This window comes from Dyadobacter luticola (assembly GCF_005860805.1).
Taxonomy (GTDB): Bacteria; Bacteroidota; Bacteroidia; order Cytophagales; family Spirosomataceae; genus Dyadobacter; species Dyadobacter luticola.
This window is the reverse complement of sequence record NZ_VCEJ01000002.1, coordinates 1,281,069-1,298,794: the sequence shown is the minus strand read 5'-3', so window position 1 is coordinate 1,298,794 and position 17,726 is coordinate 1,281,069. Positions and strand designations below refer to the sequence as shown.

Annotated in this window: 14 protein-coding genes; 13 read left to right on the top strand and 1 reads right to left on the bottom strand. The window is 48.4% G+C overall.

Translation table 11 applies throughout. The features are described 5' to 3' along the window. Positions 1-4: 4 nt before the first annotated feature. Positions 5-157 (bottom strand): hypothetical protein, encoded by a 153-nt coding sequence (locus FEN17_RS27215; RefSeq protein ID WP_166444435.1) that lies wholly within the window; start codon positions 155-157, stop codon positions 5-7. Between the two features lie 142 nt (positions 158-299). Between FEN17_RS27215 and hisS the strand changes: the two genes are divergently transcribed. From hisS to FEN17_RS05400, 13 genes are all read left to right on the top strand, one after another. Beyond that, positions 300-1,667 carry a histidine--tRNA ligase gene (gene hisS, locus FEN17_RS05460; protein WP_138364266.1) on the top strand — a complete coding sequence of 456 codons (1,368 nt, stop codon included), beginning with the start codon at positions 300-302 and terminating at the stop codon, positions 1,665-1,667. Between the two features lie 42 nt (positions 1,668-1,709). Then, the gene (hisG, locus tag FEN17_RS05455; protein ID WP_138364265.1) at positions 1,710-2,573 is read left to right on the top strand and encodes an ATP phosphoribosyltransferase; all 864 of its coding nucleotides are present in this window, start codon (positions 1,710-1,712) and stop codon (positions 2,571-2,573) included. A gap of 2 nt (positions 2,574-2,575) precedes the next feature. After that, positions 2,576-3,844, top strand: coding sequence for a histidinol dehydrogenase (hisD, locus tag FEN17_RS05450; RefSeq protein ID WP_138364264.1), 1,269 nt, complete (start codon positions 2,576-2,578; stop codon positions 3,842-3,844). An 80-nt stretch (positions 3,845-3,924) separates the two neighbouring features. Then, the gene (locus FEN17_RS05445; protein ID WP_138364263.1) at positions 3,925-4,353 is read left to right on the top strand and encodes an Xre family toxin-antitoxin system antitoxin; all 429 of its coding nucleotides are present in this window, start codon (positions 3,925-3,927) and stop codon (positions 4,351-4,353) included. Then, a complete protein-coding gene (locus FEN17_RS05440; protein WP_138364262.1) occupies positions 4,353-4,808 on the top strand; it encodes an RES family NAD+ phosphorylase in 456 nt (151 codons plus the stop codon). Before FEN17_RS05445 ends, FEN17_RS05440 begins: the two co-directional genes overlap by 1 nt. 33 nt (positions 4,809-4,841) lie before the next feature. Next, positions 4,842-5,915, top strand: coding sequence for a histidinol-phosphate transaminase (hisC, locus tag FEN17_RS05435; RefSeq protein WP_138364261.1), 1,074 nt, complete (start codon positions 4,842-4,844; stop codon positions 5,913-5,915). Between the two features lie 44 nt (positions 5,916-5,959). After that, positions 5,960-6,481: a hypothetical protein gene (locus tag FEN17_RS05430; RefSeq protein WP_138364260.1), complete on the top strand. Its 522-nt coding sequence runs from the start codon at positions 5,960-5,962 to the stop codon at positions 6,479-6,481. A gap of 93 nt (positions 6,482-6,574) precedes the next feature. Next, entirely contained in the window at positions 6,575-9,889 is a 3,315-nt protein-coding gene (locus tag FEN17_RS05425) for a UvrD-helicase domain-containing protein (RefSeq protein WP_138364259.1), read from the top strand. A 177-nt stretch (positions 9,890-10,066) separates the two neighbouring features. Continuing rightward, positions 10,067-13,492 (top strand): hybrid sensor histidine kinase/response regulator, encoded by a 3,426-nt coding sequence (locus FEN17_RS05420; protein ID WP_138364258.1) that lies wholly within the window; start codon positions 10,067-10,069, stop codon positions 13,490-13,492. Positions 13,493-13,495: 3 nt separating this feature from the next. Further along, positions 13,496-14,311 (top strand): CheR family methyltransferase, encoded by an 816-nt coding sequence (locus tag FEN17_RS05415; RefSeq protein ID WP_138364257.1) that lies wholly within the window; start codon positions 13,496-13,498, stop codon positions 14,309-14,311. Beyond that, complete coding sequence (locus FEN17_RS05410) at positions 14,308-14,889, top strand: chemotaxis protein CheB (protein WP_138364256.1); 582 nt, start codon at positions 14,308-14,310, stop codon at positions 14,887-14,889. The genes FEN17_RS05415 and FEN17_RS05410 overlap by 4 nt, the downstream gene beginning before the upstream one ends. 15 nt (positions 14,890-14,904) lie before the next feature. Further along, the gene (locus FEN17_RS05405; protein WP_138364255.1) at positions 14,905-16,833 is read left to right on the top strand and encodes a response regulator; all 1,929 of its coding nucleotides are present in this window, start codon (positions 14,905-14,907) and stop codon (positions 16,831-16,833) included. 85 nt (positions 16,834-16,918) lie between these two features. Next, positions 16,919-17,686, top strand: coding sequence for a hypothetical protein (locus FEN17_RS05400; RefSeq protein ID WP_138364254.1), 768 nt, complete (start codon positions 16,919-16,921; stop codon positions 17,684-17,686). The last annotated feature ends 40 nt before the right edge of the window (positions 17,687-17,726 follow it).

Genomic DNA, 17,726 nt, shown 5'->3' with positions numbered 1-17,726 from the left:
TTATTTATTTTTTGTTTGCTTCAAACTGAGCCTTTATTGCCTCAACGTCGACGTTGCGAACTTCTGGTTTACGTAAAAGATCTTTGATCTTCGCGGTACGATTGTTAGCTACCGCCTTGTTCCTGCGACCTTTACGTTTTAATTCCGTAACTCCCATTGTATTTTTTGTTTTGTGAAAGAGCCGCGAAATTAATCAATTTCGCATAAATAATGCAGATAATAATCACAAATATTACCTAACCTGCCCTAACTTTGCGGGTCAATTGGCGATTTGGCCATTCTTTTTTGTCTTCCTAATAATGAGTAAACCATCCCTAGCCCGCGGAACCCGAGACTTCGGTCCCGAACAAATGGCGAAGCGTAATTTTATATTTGACACCATCCGCCGGTCATTTCAGCGCTACGGCTTCCTTCCTTTAGAAACACCCGCTTTTGAAAATCTTTCTGTCCTGATGGGCAAATATGGCGACGAAGGCGACCAGCTGCTTTTCAAAATATTGAACTCCGGGGATTTTAGCGGAAAGCTGGTAGCGCAGGATTGGCAGGAAGGTTACAAACCTTTGACAACGAAAATCTCCGAAAAAGGGCTCAGATATGATCTGACGGTGCCTTTTGCGCGCTATGTGGCGATGAACCGGGGTACCTTGCCGATGCCTTTCAAACGTTACCAGATACAGCCGGTTTGGCGGGCAGACCGTCCGCAGAGAGGACGTTACCGTGAATTTTACCAATGTGATGCCGATGTGGTAGGGACCGATTCCTTGCTTTGCGAAGCTGAAATCGTTCTTCTTTTACACGACATTCTGCCAGCATTGGGTATCATTGATTTTACTGTTAAAATCAATAATAGAAAAATCCTGACGGGTATCGCCGACATTATCGGTGCGCACGGCATGGAAGGGCCGCTTTGTGTGGCGATTGATAAGCTGGATAAAATAGGAAAGGATAAAGTGGTGGAAGAACTGCTGGAAAGAGGTTTTTCCGGCGAAAGTATCGGCCAGCTTGATCCGATTTTTAACCTTTCCAATGAAGACGAACCTTTTACTGAGCTGAGCGACTGGCTGGCGGAATCTCCCGTGGCATTGAAGGGGATCCAGGAGTTGGAGGAAGTTTGGGCGATGGTGAAAGTGCTCGGATTGGAGCATGCCAAAATTGAATTTGACGTAACATTGGCCCGCGGCTTGTCTTATTATACCGGTGCCATTTTCGAGGTAAAAGCCAATAACGTGCAGATTGGCAGCATTTCGGGCGGCGGAAGATATGATAACCTGACGGGAACATTCGGTGTGCCAGGCATTTCGGGCGTCGGGATTTCGCTGGGGGTGGACCGGATCTACGATGTGATGGAAGAACTGAATTTGTTCAAGGATGCGCAATCGACGGGAACGCAGGTGATGGTTTCCAACTTTGACGAGGCGGCTTTTACATTCGGTTTGTCGATTTTACCAAAACTCAGACAGGCAGGCATTAATTCGGAGCTTTACCCGGACCAGGTGAAATTGAAAAAACAGCTGGACTATGCCGACCGCAAAAACATTCCTTTCGTGATTTTAATCGGCTCGGAGGAACTGAACTCAGGCCTGCTGACATTAAAGAATATGAAGAGCGGCGAGCAGCAGAAACTGAAAATCGAAGACATTATCTCTTTACTGACGGCTGCCAGTTGACCCAGCCATATAAATTACCAAGCCTCACAGCGTACCAACACGATGAATAACAACATTTTAAGGATTGCAATACAGAAATCGGGAAGATTGAGCGAGGATTCTTTGAAGCTTATTAAAGAATGCGGAATCCGCTTTGATAATGGTGCCGGAAAACTGAAAACCGATGCAACCAATTTTCCTGCCGAAATTCTTTTTCTGAGGGACGACGATATTCCGGGCTATGTCGAAGACGGCGTGGCGCATCTGGGTATCGTGGGCGAGAATGTTTCGGAAGAATCCAATCGGAATGTTGATACAGTACATAAATTGGGTTTTTCCAAATGCAGGCTTTCCATCGGCGTTTTGCGCGAGCATGAATATCTGGGCGTGCAGGATTTGGAAGGAAAAAGCATTGCGACAACTTATCCGAGATTGCTGAGCCAATACCTGGCAGCCAACAATGTTACTGCGCAGATCCACGAGATCAGCGGCTCCGTAGAAATCGCGCCGAGTATTGGGCTAGCAGATGCAGTTTGTGACATTGTGAGCTCGGGAAGTACCTTATTAAGTAATGGTTTGAAGGAAGTGGAAACGATTTTCCGTTCCGAGGCTGTGATGATCGCGAGCAAACATTTGTCTGAGGTTCAGCAGGGTTTGTTGGATCAGCTGCTTTTCCGCATCAAATCGGTTCAGGTTGCTAAAAATAACAAGTATATCCTGCTCAATTGTCCCACCGACGCGGTCGAAAATATTTCCAAATTCCTGCCCGGCATGCGCTCCCCGACGATTTTGCCTTTGACGACCGAAGGCTGGTGCTCGCTGCATTCGGTAATCAATGAAAATGAATTTTGGGAAAACATTGAGAAAATCCGCCAGGCCGGCGCCGAAGGTATCCTGGTGATACCGATCGAAAAAATGATCTTATAATTATGAACATTATTGCATTTCCGGAAAGAGACCGATGGGCCGAATTACTGGCGCGCCCGGTCCTGGAAGCAAAGGATATTGAAGGAAAAGTACTGCCAATCCTCCATCAGGTGAGGACGCAGGGCGACGCGGGGATCAGGGAACTGGCGCGACGATTTGACAAAACCGAATTAACCGAGCTGGCTTTTTCTCAAAAAGACATTGATGATGCTGCCGAAAAACTGGATGAAAATCTGAAAGAAGCGATCGGGCAGGCGTATCAGAACATTTATAAATTTCACCAGGCGCAATTGCAGCCTGCGGAAAAAATCGAAACCATGCCCGGCGTCACCTGCTGGCGGCGGAGTGTCGGGATCGAGAAAGTGGGCATTTACATTCCGGGAGGTTCAGCACCTTTGTTCAGCACCGTTTTAATGCTGGGTATTCCGGCGCAAATTGCTGGTTGTAAAGACATTATTCTTTGCACACCTTCCGATCACCCGGCGATTTTGTATGCTGCCAAACTGGTAGGCGTGACAAAAGCATTCCGGATCGGCGGGGCGCAGGCGATTGCGGCGCTGGCTTACGGTACTGAAAGCGTGCCGAAAGTTTACAAGATTTTTGGCCCTGGAAACCAGTATGTGACGACTGCCAAAATGCTCGTCAGCAAGGAGGGCGTCGCGATTGATATGCCCGCCGGGCCTTCGGAAGTGGCTGTGTACGCGGATGATACTGCGATTCCATCCTTCGTCGCGGCCGATCTTTTATCCCAGGCCGAGCACGGTCCGGATAGTCAGGTTCTCCTTGTTTCGACCAGCAAGAAATTACTTTCCTCTGTAAATCTAACATTATCGTCCCAACTCGACAGACTTCCGCGCCGCGATCTGGCCGCGCAGGCCATCGCAAATAGTAAAGCCATTTTACTTGACTCACAAGAGGATGCCATTGACCTTTTAAACCAATACGCAGCAGAACATTTAATCCTCAGCATTGCCAACGCGGAAACCGTTTCTGAAAAAATCATTAATGCAGGTTCTATCTTCTTAGGTAACTACACGCCCGAATCCTGCGGGGATTATGCTTCTGGTACCAACCATACATTACCCACAAATGGCTACGCACGCGCTTACAGCGGCGTTTCCGTAGATAGTTTTGTCAAAAAAATTACCGTGCAGCACATTACCGAAACCGGTATCCGTAACATTGGCCCGACCGTAGAAGCGATGGCCGAGGCAGAATCACTCGAAGCACATAAGAAGGCAGTTAGCATTCGATTGAAAAGTCTTTTGTGAAAAAAGTGAAAAGGAATTTTTAAACCAGGAAAAATGTCTTAATTTAGAGGACATATTTCTCAATGTTAAAGAATCCAGTTATGACAGCACGAATGGTAAATGAGCGTTTGGGAGGATATAATGTTCTCAAACATGCTGTAAAAAGTGATTTTGATCTCGCACATCTGGCCGAAAACGGTGTGCCCAAAGCCTCGATCCAGCATCTGGCGGATTCGGTAGGGATGGATGCCAAAGATGTAATCGCTTTATTACCAGTTACTCCCAGGAACCTGCAACGCTACGAAGATGTGGATTTGCTGAGCAATGTAGTTTCAGATCATCTGATCGCACTCGCAGATCTTTTTTCGGTAGGGGTAAGGGTTTTAGGTAAAACCTATTTTCTGGACTGGCTCAATAACATGATCCCTGCGCTCGGCCAGGAGAAGCCGGTCACATTTTTAAAAACACATGCCGGCATTGAGCTCATCAAAACCGAGCTGGGCCGGATCGAACACGGAATCTTCGCTTAATGGAGCTTTTCAGGATCACACGCACTGAATTTCAAAACGATCTTACCGGAATAGGTGCCTTTTATCACGGCGGAAGATGGAATTCCCCCGGAAACCACATGCTTTATACCTCCTCTCACCGCTCGCTGGCTATGCTGGAAGTGCTGGTGCACTGGAGCAGGACGGTCCCGCCGCCAGATTATGTTGTTGTCGTGCTGTATGTGCCTGATCCTATGGTGAATACGCAGGCGCCATACATGATCCAGGATTGGCAGGAAGAGCCGCATTGGACGAAAGAAACAGGGGATACCTGGCTGCGCGAAAAGCGGACGCTTTTGTGCCGCGTGCCCTCGGTGGTGGTAAAATCGGAGTTTAATTATCTGATCAACCCGATGCATGTGAATGCCAGCGCTATCAAAATTGTGGACGTGGAGCCTTTTGAATTTGATAAAAGACTGTACGTGTTTTCTAAATAAATCAAATACCTGGCCGCAATGCCGGGATTTACAATGAAGAATACTTTTGAATTAAATAAAATCCTGCGGCCGCATATCATTTCGCTGGCCCCTTATTCCTCCGCCAGAGACGAATATACCGGCCACGTCGGGGTGTTTCTGGATGCCAATGAAAATCCGTACGGCTCTGTTACTGAGGAACATTATAACAGATATCCTGATCCGTATCAGGCCGAAATCAAACAAAAACTGGCACCGATCAAGGGCATCGATCCGTCCCGCATATTTCTGGGAAATGGCAGCGATGAACCGATCGACTTACTGGTACGCGCTACCTGCACGCCTGCGCACGACTATGTGATCATTATGCCGCCGACGTACGGTATGTACGAAGTGAGCGCCAACATTCATGATGTCAAAATTGACAAAGTGTTGCTGACGCCGGATTATCACATTGATACGCAGGCAGTTTTGAATGCAATCACGCCTTTTACCAAAATCATCTGGATTTGTTCGCCGAATAATCCGACGGGTAATGTGATGCAACAGGACGCCATCCAAACGCTTCTTGAAAATTTCAATGGATTGGTGGTTGTCGACGAGGCATATATTGATTTTACAGAAACACCTTCCTGGATCAGTAAGTTGGACGAAAATCCGAACCTGGTGGTGCTGCAAACATTCTCCAAAGCCTGGGGATTGGCGGGGCTCAGGGTGGGAATGTGCTTCGCGTCGGTGGAGCTGATTAAAATTTTGAATAAAATAAAACCACCTTACAACATTAGCCTGCCTGCACAGCAAGCCCTGCTTCGAGGTTTGGAAAATCAGGAAAGTAAGGACGAAATGGTGGCGGACATTCTTACGCAAAGAGCTGCGCTGCATAATATGCTGGAAGAGTTGTCGCTGGTGATCCACATTCACCCGTCGGACGCCAACTTCCTTTTGGTACAGTTTGAAGACGCGAAGGCCGTGATGGATTATCTGATCGGCGAACAGATCATTGTGCGGGACCGCTCGCGGGTTGCACTTTGCGACGGATGTCTTAGAATAACCGTAGGAACGCAGGCTGAAAATGAAGTTTTGATCAATTCTTTAAAGAAATACCAGCAGACGAGCGTTATTGTGTAGTAACATTCAATACTCAAATAGAACATTCCCCGACGTACTCAATTATGAAGAAATTAGCCTTATCAATCATTTTAACATTATGCTTTGGAATCGCGCAAGCGCAGTACGATAACTGGGCTGTGGGTTTTAAACTGGGCGAGCCTACCGGAGTCAATATCCGCAAATATTTTAACAACATTCATGCACTGGACGTGACCATCGGTACCTACGGCGGGCTGCTCTCAAATGACCGGAAGTACCGGGGCGATGAGGGGACCTACAAAAATGCCGGGGTATCTTTGCAGGTGCATTATTTGTGGCACACGCCCGTTTTTAATTCCGAGACTGTGCATGTTTACTACGGTCTGGGCGGGCAGGTTAACAGCCGCAGGTCTTATCCTAAGAGGTTGACCGGCAACTACGAAAAAGACATTTCATTGGGCGGTTCGGTGCTGGGTGGTTTTGAATATTACATTCCGGACAACCGCATTTCGGTGTTCCTGGAAGGCGGTACCTACCTTGAACTTTTGCCAAGACCTTTTTACCTGAGCCCCAACATTTCGGCAGGTATCCGCTTCAATTTGTAATAGCATTTCCCTTTTTCAGTATCTCAAAAAGCAGGTCTCAGCCTGCTTTTTTTGTGTATATTGACCAGTCATCCACATCATTTTTCTTCAAAAGTGTTTAAAGTATACAGTTCATCGGCAGGGTCAGGAAAAACTTACACTTTGACCAAAGAGTATCTAAAACTGGCTTTAACCTCGGATTCAGACACTTATTTCAAGCATATACTGGCGGTAACATTTACCAATGCGGCTGCCAATGAAATGAAGGACCGTATCCTGCTGATGTTGCGGTTATTTGCGTCGTCAGGTTCATCGCAGCCGCCACAAATGCTTTATGACATTACCACAGAGCTTTATCCTGAGGCTCTTACAGATCCCGACGTTCTGGCCGAGGGGATGCGCAGAATGTCGGAGCGGGCACATGCGGTTTTCAGGCAAATCCTTCACCGATATTCGGATTTTGCCGTGATGACCATCGATAAGTTCACGCAGAGGCTGATCAGCAGCTTTACGGATGAGCTGGGGATACCCTTTATTTTTGAAACCCAACTCGACGGTGACCTGCTGAATGAAGCGGTGGACCGGCTGCTGGCGCGGATCGGGCAGGATGGCGAAGGTGTTCTGACCGACATTGTGGAGCGATACTACCGCGAAAATGCGGAGGAAGGAAAAAGCTGGGGCGCACTGCCGATGCAGATCCGCGAGACGGCCGGAACCTTGCTGAGCGAGCAGAGTTACTTGAAAATGAAGCTGGTAGAAAACCTGAAAATGGAAGACTGGATCTCGATCCGGAACCAGATGAGCACATTTGTCAGGGAAAAAGAGGCGATGGTAACCAGGCTTTCCAAAAATGCATTCGATGTGATTCAATCTACCTTTTTGACGGAAAAAGATTTCCATCAGAGCGGGCGGGGCATTTTCGGGTTTTTTCGGGACCGGTCGGAGGGGAAGAAGCTCTGGGCGGAGCCGAATTCTTACGTATACAAAACCATCGGCGAGGGCGTGTGGTATGGTGCCAAGTCGCCGGTTTTAATCAAAGATGAAATTGAAAAGATCAGGACAGACCTGGAAAATTATTTTCACCAGATTGAGAACATCCGGCTGGTTGAAACACAGAAAGTTACGTTATACAATCAGCTTGGCAGGCACATTTATCATTTGTCACTTTTGGGCGAAATCCGGAAGGAATTTGACGCGCTGCTGAAACAGAATAACCAGGTACATATTTCGGATTTCAACCGCAAAATCGTGGAGATTGTAGCGCGGGAGCCGGTACCTTTCATTTTTGAGCGCCTGGGCGAGCGGTACAACCACATTCTGGTGGACGAATTCCAGGATACCTCCAAATTGCAGTTTGCCAACTTGCTGCCGCTGATCGAAAATGCTTTGTCGGGCGGATTTTTTAACCTGGTGGTAGGGGACGCGAAACAATCGATTTATCGTTTTCGGGGAGGGGATATGGATTTGATCCTCCAACTGGCGCAAAGCCAGGTGATGCAGCTGGCGACGATTTTTGGTGACGACACTTTTCATACTGAAAGATTGGGCAGCCTCGATCAGTATCTGCACGTTAACCATTTGAAAACCAACCGCCGCAGCTTCCGGGAAATCACACAGTTTAATAACAATTTCTTTGCATTTGTCGCCAATGAACTTGGCAATGATTATCCGCTGATCCGCGAAGTGTACGATCAGAACTTCCAGCAAGAAATTCCTGAGGGAGTCAAAGAAGGCGGGCATGTGGAGCTGGAATTTTTGGAAGTGAAGGATGAAGTCATTGAAAATGAGCAGACTGATGCGGTAGACAACATTGTGAAACGTTCGCTGGAATTGGTGGCTGAGCTACGCGCAACCGGCTATAATTGGCGGGATATTGCCATTTTATGCCGCCGGAAAAAAGAAGCAACTGCTTTGGCGAATTCCATGAAAGAGGCGGGTTTCCCGCTCATTTCGGACGACGCGCTTTCGCTGGGTTATTCGCGGGCGGTGCATTTTGTAGTGTCGTTCATGAAAGTCCTGCACAGCTCCGACCACAGGCTGGCGCGGTATGAGGCGTCCTATCTTTTTCATCACGTGATCCGGCGAGAAAATCCGGCGCCGGCTGATTATGAGCAGATAAGACTGTTGTGCGAGGAGCGGGGACTGGATAGTTTTCTAAATTATTTTAGAAAATGGAACATCACCCTCAGCTCGTTCCGGATGCGGCAACTCTCTGTTTTTGAGCTGAGTGAATATTTAATGCAGCATTTCGGATTACTGGAAAATCATTTTGAGAATGAATATCTCTTCCGCTTTCTCGACGTGGTGCTGGAATTCGGCAACCGGAAGAGTAACCACCTTGGCGATTTTCTGATTTATTGGGAAACTGCCCGGCAGCGAATTTCAATCACGATTCCCGACGAAACCGATGCAATTAGGATCACGACCATCCATAAATCGAAAGGTTTGGAATATCCGGTTGTGATTGTTCCTTACGCACATTGGAAAGTGTCGCCGAATGCCCGGCTGGACCGTTTGTGGCTGGATCTGGAAAATGTCTCTTATGACGAACTTGCCTTGCCGGCTGAGGACGATGAGAAGCCAAAAAAGCTGAACAGCTCGCTGGTTTCACTGGTGAAAGATCTGGAAAGTACGCCGGTGGCCGATCAGTACCAAAATGAGCGCGAGCGGATTCTGGCTGAAAATTTGAACTTACTTTACGTCGCATTTACCCGGCCCGTACAAAGATTGTATATTCTGGCGAAGCGCGACCGCAAGTGGGAGGGCGGGCAACAGGTGAGCAACTGGCTGCGGGATTATCTCAGCCAGCAGGATTTTGTGCCGGCATGGAGTGAGCAGGAATCGAAATATGTGCTTTCCAATGCAGCCAGTCAGCCTTTTCATGCACATCAGAAAACTGATTTTCAGCCATTTGTCGTTCAACATATCCTGAGTAACGATCGCACGGAATCATTGCGGCTCCGAAGAATGGCCGACCGGATTTTTGACGTACAAACCTTTGAACCGCGGCGCGACCGACTGCAAAAAATGCGGTATCTGCTCACGCGCCTCCGGACAGTTTCCGATTTACCGGAGGCTTTACGGAAGCTGGTGACCGAGGGGATTTTTACTTCAAAAGAAACATTTGAAATTGAAAAATCGGCCAGTAACCTGCTGAACGATCCTTCGCTGCGGATTTTATATGATGACGAAAACCACATTCAGGTCAATAAAGAGCTGCTGATGCCGGGCGGAAAACTGCTACATATAGACCGGGTAGTTCAAACCCGGGACGGTGAATCGATCTTCATGTCATTCGTCGGCGGCAACAATCCCGATGAGCCCCGGCGGCATTTAAGGAAGTTGATTAAGGCAAATCAGGAGTCGGGGAACAAGTCCCGCGGCGTGCTGATAACCCTGGAAGACGAAGCGGTAGAGTGGGTTGCGTGATATAATCGGGTGAGTTTACTGCATTCTTTAAATAAAGTAGAATTAATTTTATCGAAATGTGGCGGAATACAAAAAAACCACTACACTGTTGAGCAGGAAACAGCGTCAAATCATTATTTTTAGTGATATTCACGGAAAATATCCCGCTCGATTTAATTCTATCCCTTTTTGTCCCTTATGCGCATCTCTTTTCAGCGACAGGTTTTCATAGGCATAGCTTTCTCCATTTTTTTAGTGCTGGTTGTAGGGTATACGTCCTATAACGCCATCCGCGTACAACTAGAAAACACCGGCTGGGTTAACCATACCAGGGAAGTGATGCGCGTTTCCAGTTCGGTCAAAAACCTGCTGCTTACGGCAGAGTCCAATGTTCGCGGCTACGCACTGACCCGGAACCCGAAGTTTGAAAACGACTATATCCAGTCGAGCAACGAAATTGCTTCGCAGGTAGAGGTACTTCGCAAGCTTGTGAAAGACAATAATACCCAGACAGTTCGGGTAGATTCATTGTCGCTGCTTCTCGAATCGCGGCTCGATTTGATGAACCGCCAGTACGAGCTGCTCAAACTACGCAAGGATACTTTGGGCGTCATCAAGAAGATCGTGCTGCAAGGAAAAAACCTGTCTTCGCACATTGAATTTAGTTTCCGGCGGATTGAGAATGCGGAAGAAGGGCTGCTGATTGAGCGGGAACAGAATGCGGCGGTAAGCTCGTCGGAAGCCAAGCAGTACATTCTGATGGGTAGCTCGGCGTTTTTACTGGTGATTCTGCTTCTTTATTACTTTATCCGAAAAACATATAATGCCCAGATAGCGTCGGAGGAAGAAACTTTAAAAGCCAACCGGCGACTGGAAGAATTGGCATTGGAAGACCAGGAAAAAAACTGGATTTTGAATGCTGCGATCACGTTGTCCACTGCGGTCCGGGGGGAACCTACATTGAAAGAACTTTCGGAGCGGCTGGTGAAAAAACTGGTCGAGGTGACGAATGCTGAAATCGCGGTCATGTACCTGGTATCCAGGACGGGCGAAACATTGGAAATGTCTGCAAGCTCGGGGATGAACAGTTCGCAACCTTTTCCGGGCAAGATTACTGTCGGGGACGGGATACTCGGGCAGATTGTCCAGGATAAGATAAGCCTCAAAAAACTGGAAGTTACCCCCGCCTATTTTTCAGTGCAGACCGCCACCGGAAGTACCGAGCCTGCGGCGGTGATCGTGAAGACCATATCATTTGGCGGTGAGGTACGGGCGCTCCTGGAAGTGGGTTATCTGACTGATCCAGAGCCGAAAGTGGTCAAATTACTGGAACTGGTTTCGGACAACATTGGCGTAGGTATCATGGCTTCCCACGCCCGGCAAACCGCCAATGAGTTACTTGAAAAAACGCAGTTACAGGCGGAAGAACTCGAAAGTCAGCAGGAAGAATTGCGGGTGACCAACGAAGAACTGACGCGCCAGACATCCTTATTACAGGTTTCGGAAGAGGAATTGCGGGTGCAACAAGAGGAGCTAAAACAAATAAATACCGAGCTGGAAGAGAAGGCATTTATGCTGGAAGAGCAGAAAAGCACGATCGAGGAAGCGCGCGACCAGATACAGATCAAAGCCGACGAGCTGGAAAGAAGCGGCAAATTCAAAAGTGAATTCCTGGCCAATATGAGCCATGAGCTGCGTACGCCGCTCAATAGTATTCTGATCTTATCGCGGATATTAGGTGAAAATAAAGGGAGCCGCCTGAGCGAGGAAGAGCAGCGGTACGCGTCGGTGATTTACAATTCCGGAAATGATCTTTTAACATTGATTAACGACATTCTCGATCTGGCAAAAGTAGAGTCTGGCAAAATTGAGTTGTTTAACGAAAATGTGGCTACCGAGCTGATCCTGAGTGAAATCCGCAATACATTCCATAAAGTGGCGGAAAATAAAGGGCTAACATTGAATCTTGAAAAAGCAGCTTCCTGCCCCGATACTTTATATGTTGACCACGTAAGATTGATCCAGATTGTGCGGAATTTGCTTTCCAACGCGATTAAATTTACGTCTGCACCAGGTTCGGTGTCTTTGCTGATCAGTGAGGAAGACGGGTTTCTGTCTTTCAAAGTGTCTGATACCGGCATCGGTATTCCGCTCGAAAAACAGAAAGCGATTTTTGAAGCATTCCAGCAAGCCGACGGTTCTACAAGCCGAAAATATGGTGGTACAGGTCTGGGACTTTCGATCAGCCGCGAGCTGGCCGGGTTGTTCAAAGGGTCAATTTCCTTGTCGAGCGAGCCGGGTAAGGGTTCTGTTTTTACACTGAAAATCCCGGTGCAAAGCGGGACGTCTGCGGAAGCGGAAATGGTTCTGCCGGAACTGGAAGCAAAACCGGAAGTAGTGGTACGTCCTGCTCCGGTGATCGAGCATTTGAAAGAAAATAGGCTGCTGCTGATCGAGGACGACGCAGTTTTCGCGGCAGATATGACTTCAAAAGCGGAGGACAGCGGTTTCCAGGTTGCACTGGCGACGAATGGAAAAGCGGCTTTGGAATTGGTCAGAACATTCAATCCTACCGCGATTATCCTGGATATGAACCTGCCGGATATGTCTGGCGATGATGTTTTGCGGGAACTGAAATCCGATACAAAAACCAGATTGATCCCCGTGCACACGGTCTCGGCGGGTGATTATTTTGATGTGGACATTCTCAAAGAAGGCGCTATCGGGTTTATGCAAAAACCGGTAGACCAGAAATCGGCGGAAAGCATTTTTAACCTCCTGAAACTGGAAGGTAAAGACTTGGAAAAGCAGCGTATCCTGCTCATTGAAGATGATACGTATCAAAGCAAGTATCTGGGCGACTTTCTGGCAGCCAACAACATTCTTGTGCTTTACGCATTTTCAGCAAAGGAAGCGCTCGACATTTTACAAAGAGACTCGGTAGACGGCATCATTCTGGATGTGCGCCTGGCGGATATGAACGGGCTCGACCTGCTCGATCAGATCAAGAAAAATCCGGATTGGAGTGCGCTGCCGGTTGTCGTGAACACGGCGGAGGATCTTAGCCAGGAAGACCTGGGCCGCGTGATGAAATATGCGCATCCGGTGGTGATCAAAACCAAGAAATCCAACGAGCGGCTGCTGGATGAGGTAAAATTGTTTTTGAAAAAAATACAACCCAGGACATCGAAACCCGACGTCCGGCCGGAGGATTTCAGTAATCCTGTGGTGCATTCGGAAAAGGTTTTTGTGGGCCGGAAGATCCTGATCGCCGACGACGATATGCGGAATATTTTTGCATTGAGCGCGGTCCTGGAAGATTCCGGGTTTAAGATCGAGATTGCGACGAATGGGAGGGAGGCGATCAAAAAGCTGGAAGAGGTCCCGGGTATCGAGCTGGTACTGATGGACGTCATGATGCCGGAAATGGACGGTATCGAAGCGACCCGGAAAATACGGGAACATAACAAATGGCTCAAACTGCCGATTATCGCCGTGACAGCCAAAGCAATGCAGGGTGACAGGGAACAATGTATGGCCGCCGGCGCCAACGATTATATATCGAAGCCGGTGGACATTGACAAACTGTTGTCGCTGATCAAAGTCTGGTTACACGCTGCCTGATTTATGGTTTTAATCGAGTATTCGGAATTGGAAATGCTGATCAGTCGGATCCGGGAAATCTCGGGTTTCGATTTCTCCGGTTATGCGCGCCCGTCGCTGCTGCGGAGGGCCAGCCGGTATCTTACCCGCCACGACATGAATGTGGAGGAGCTGATGCAGCACATTGAGCCGGGCGGGGGCATCGTGTATGATCTCATCCAGGAAATGACGGTCAACTATTCCGAAATGTTCAGGGATCCCGAGTTTTTTATTAAAGTCAAATCGGAGGTTTTCAGCTACCTGGAATCTTATCCTACGCTGCGTTTCTGGGTGGCAGGCTGCGCGTCAGGCGAGGAAGCATTTTCACTGGCAATTTTGCTGAAAGAAGCAGGTTTTCTCGAACGTTCTCTGATTTACGCCACCGACCTGAACAACCGTGTTTTGAATGCTGCGCGGGAAGGGGTGTTTACATTGAGCAGCACCCGTACGTTTTCGGAAAATTACCTTTTGGCGTCGGGCAAAGGCTCACTCTCGGACTACTATCATGTGGCTTACAGCAAGGCGGTTATCTCGCCCGAACTGCGGAAAAACATTGTTTTTTCCCTTCACGATCTCACTGGCGACGGCGTTTTCAACGAATTTCAGTTTATCAGCTGCCGCAATGTGATGATCTATTTTACGCTGGAATTACGCCAGAAAGTATTCAAGCTTTTGTATGACAGTTTGAGCATGTTGGGTTTTCTTTGCCTGGGCAAACGCGAGACATTGCGCTATTCAGGTATCGAGAACAATTTCAAGGTAATTGACAGTACCCTGAACATTTACCAGAAAATACAATGAAAGCAGTCAACGGTGATGCACTCAGCCTGGTTTTGATCGGCGGCTCTTCCGGTAGCTTCGCCATTTTTGAAGAGATACTGACATTACTCGTACGTCCGATATCGTTCGCGCTGGTTTTTGTCCTGCACCGTGGAAAGTCGAGTGTTTCGGTGCTGCCGGAGTTGTTCAGGAACAAGACGGATATTTCCATGAGCGAGCCGCATCACCTCGACCGCATTGATTCGAACCGCATTTATTTTGCCTATCCGGATTATCATTTGCTGATCGGCCCCGACCGCCGGTTTTATTATGATTTGTCTGAAAAGGATTTTTTTTCAAGACCCTCTATCGACGCCACATTCATATCTGCTGCCATGTCGGGCATTCCCGTCAAGGCAGCTTGCCTGTTTTCCGGTTCGAGCGCTGATGGCGCTTTCGGGATGAAATTACTGGCGGACCGTGGCTTCGCGACCTATGTGCAAAATCCTGCAGAGGCAGAATCTGCACGGATGCCTTCGGAAGCATTAAAGCTGTGGGGCAAGCATTCGATTTTAAACAGAAATACGTTCTCAACAGCCATGCAAAACATAATTTATTGATTCTCAGCGTAATCCATGGAAAATACTAAACTCTTACTGCTTGATGACCGGGAAGAAAATTTACTTTCCCTGAAAGCAATTCTCAGTCGCGACGATATTGAAATATTCGCCACAACTTCCCCCAATGAAGCGTTGCGGATCGTCTGGGAAAACGACATTGCCGTGGCGCTGGTGGATGTGCAAATGCCGGGCATGGACGGTTTTGAATTTGCCGAAACATTGGTTTCCAATCCCAAAACCCGCGAGATACTAATCGTTTTTGTGACTGCAATCTCCAAGGAGACGACTTACGCGGTGCGCGGCCTGAAAACTGGTGCCATCGATTATCTTTACAAACCGCTCGATCCATACATTACCAATGCCAAAGTTGACTCGCTGATCAAGCTGGCGCGGAGCCAGAAGGAGATACGGGACAAAAACCGTCTGCTCGAAAATTATGCGACGATCGTGCTCAACTCACCCGACATTATCGCGACGGTCGAGCCGGAGTCGGGGAACATTCTATCAATTAACCCTTCTGTCGAAACCATTCTGGGGCTGCATCCTGCCTCGCTGCTCGGCGTGACCATGCTGGATCTGCTGGTGGACCCGCTGAAATCGGAGCTCCGGGATGTTCTGATCAAGAGAAGCTATACCGGCGGCGAAACGATCGTCGTTGAAGACCAGTTTGTCGGCCGCCTGCGTCAGCCGGTCTGGCTGGAACTGCGCATTATGTACAAAAACAGGCTCTTGTTTGTGAATTTACATGATGTGGAAAAAAGAAAAGCCCACGAGCGTGCGCTGATCGACGCGCAAACTGCGGCTGAAAAAGCGCGGAAAGTAAAGGAATCTTTCCTGGCCAATATGAGCCACGAGATCCGCACGCCGCTGAATGGGATCATTGGGCTGGCTAACCTGCTGGCAGCGACGCCGCTGGACAGTTCTCAAAAAGATTATATCGAAATGCTGCGCCAGTCGTCGGGCTCGCTACTGAACATTCTGAATGATATTCTCGACATTTCTAAGATCGACGAAGGTAAATTCTCGATCATCCCGTCCTCGGTCGATCTGCGTGTGGTGGGCAAGGGTATTATTGATTTGATGAAGTTTAAAGCCGAAGAAAAACGTCTGAACTTCAACCTCATCATCAGCGAAAATGTGCCTGAATGTGTCATGGTAGACGGCATGCGCCTCAACCAGATACTTCTCAACCTGATCGGGAATGCATTGAAATTCACCCAGACGGGCGGCGTGGTTTTGAAAATAGACCACATTTCGGCGGCCGAGGCAGGGCATAGCATTCGTTTTTGCGTAGAAGACACGGGTATCGGCATGTCGGCGGAGCAGCTGGCAAACATCTTTTCGGAGTACGGACAAGCTTCTGAAAACACTTCGTTCCAGTACGGCGGCACGGGCCTCGGCCTCACGATTTCCCAGAAACTGGTACGTTTAATGGGCAGCGAACTGGAAGTAAATAGTCGCAAGAATGCCGGCAGTGAATTCTTTTTTACACTGGTTTTGCCCGACGCCAATCAAAAAGCAGAGCCTTCGAAGCCGCCGGTTTCATTCCAGGAACTGCCGCCTTTTACAGGAAAAACCGTACTTGTGGCAGAAGATAACCCGATTAACGCACTTCTATTAAAAAAATACCTGAAAGCCTGGGAGATGGAAACCCGCGTGGTAGGGAATGGGAAAGAAGCCGTGGACGCGCTGAAAGAGCAGACATTCAACCTGATTATCATGGATACCCGGATGCCGGAGATGGACGGTTTCCAGGCAGCACATATTGCCCGGACGCAGCTGAGAGTTCAAACACCGATCCTGTCGCTTTCGGCCACGGTTTTACCCGAAGAAATTGCCCAGGCGCTCGCATCGGGGATGAACGATACTTTGTCCAAACCCTTTGAACCGGAAAAGCTGCACCGGAAAATTGATTCGCTGCTGGCAGGCGGCACAATGCACTAATTGCAACGATTTCTCGGTTTTTGTCGTAATGTTCATAGATGGATTTCGTTATTAGAAGTAATTGTAATCGTTATCAACTGACAAAATGAAAATCGTTAAAAACAGCTGGACCCTTTTGCTGCTGGCAGCCCTCGCCGGATGCGGCTCGTCCAGGACAATGCCATACGAGTCCAAATGGAATGCGCCTTTTTCGTATGTGGATGAAGTAAAACCAGATCAGCAGGACCAAAAATCAAGACTTCGCTACGGTATCATCAATGATGATCAGTACGTGTACCTTACCTTGAAAACAAAAGATCCGACCACGATCCAGAACATTCTGAGCAGCGGCATGAAGATCGCATTCAGCCCGAGCGGCCAAAAAAGAGAAGGTTACTCTTTACTTTTCCCGGTGGTGATGAAGGAGGACAGAAAGGCGCTGAAAAGGATCGATACCGACTTACCTAACAGTCTTGGACTGGACCTTTTGCTGGATTCTTATAACAAGGAAGCGGTTTGGAAAGACGGACAAGGTCAGCGTTTTATCAACCTGGCCGTGCCTGAGAGCAGCATTAAGTCGCACATTGCCATGGACCGCAACGGAGAACTGACCGAGCAGGTAGCCATTCCTTTTAGCCTTTTGAATGTGAATGTGCGGGAAACCGGCATGATGGGTGTGAGCATTAAGGTGGACGGCCAGTCATCGCAGTCGGGTTTCAGTCCGCGGATCGGTATCGGGTTGGGTGGTGGAATCGGAATGGGAAGCGGTATGGGTGTGGGGATCGGCACGGGTAGCGGCTATGGCTCGCGCTACAACAACAACGACCGTAATGTGGATATCAAGCTGGAAGTACAGCTTGCGAGAGCGAATTAGACCAGCCTTTATCAATGACGGAAGCCCGCTGAGCAATCGG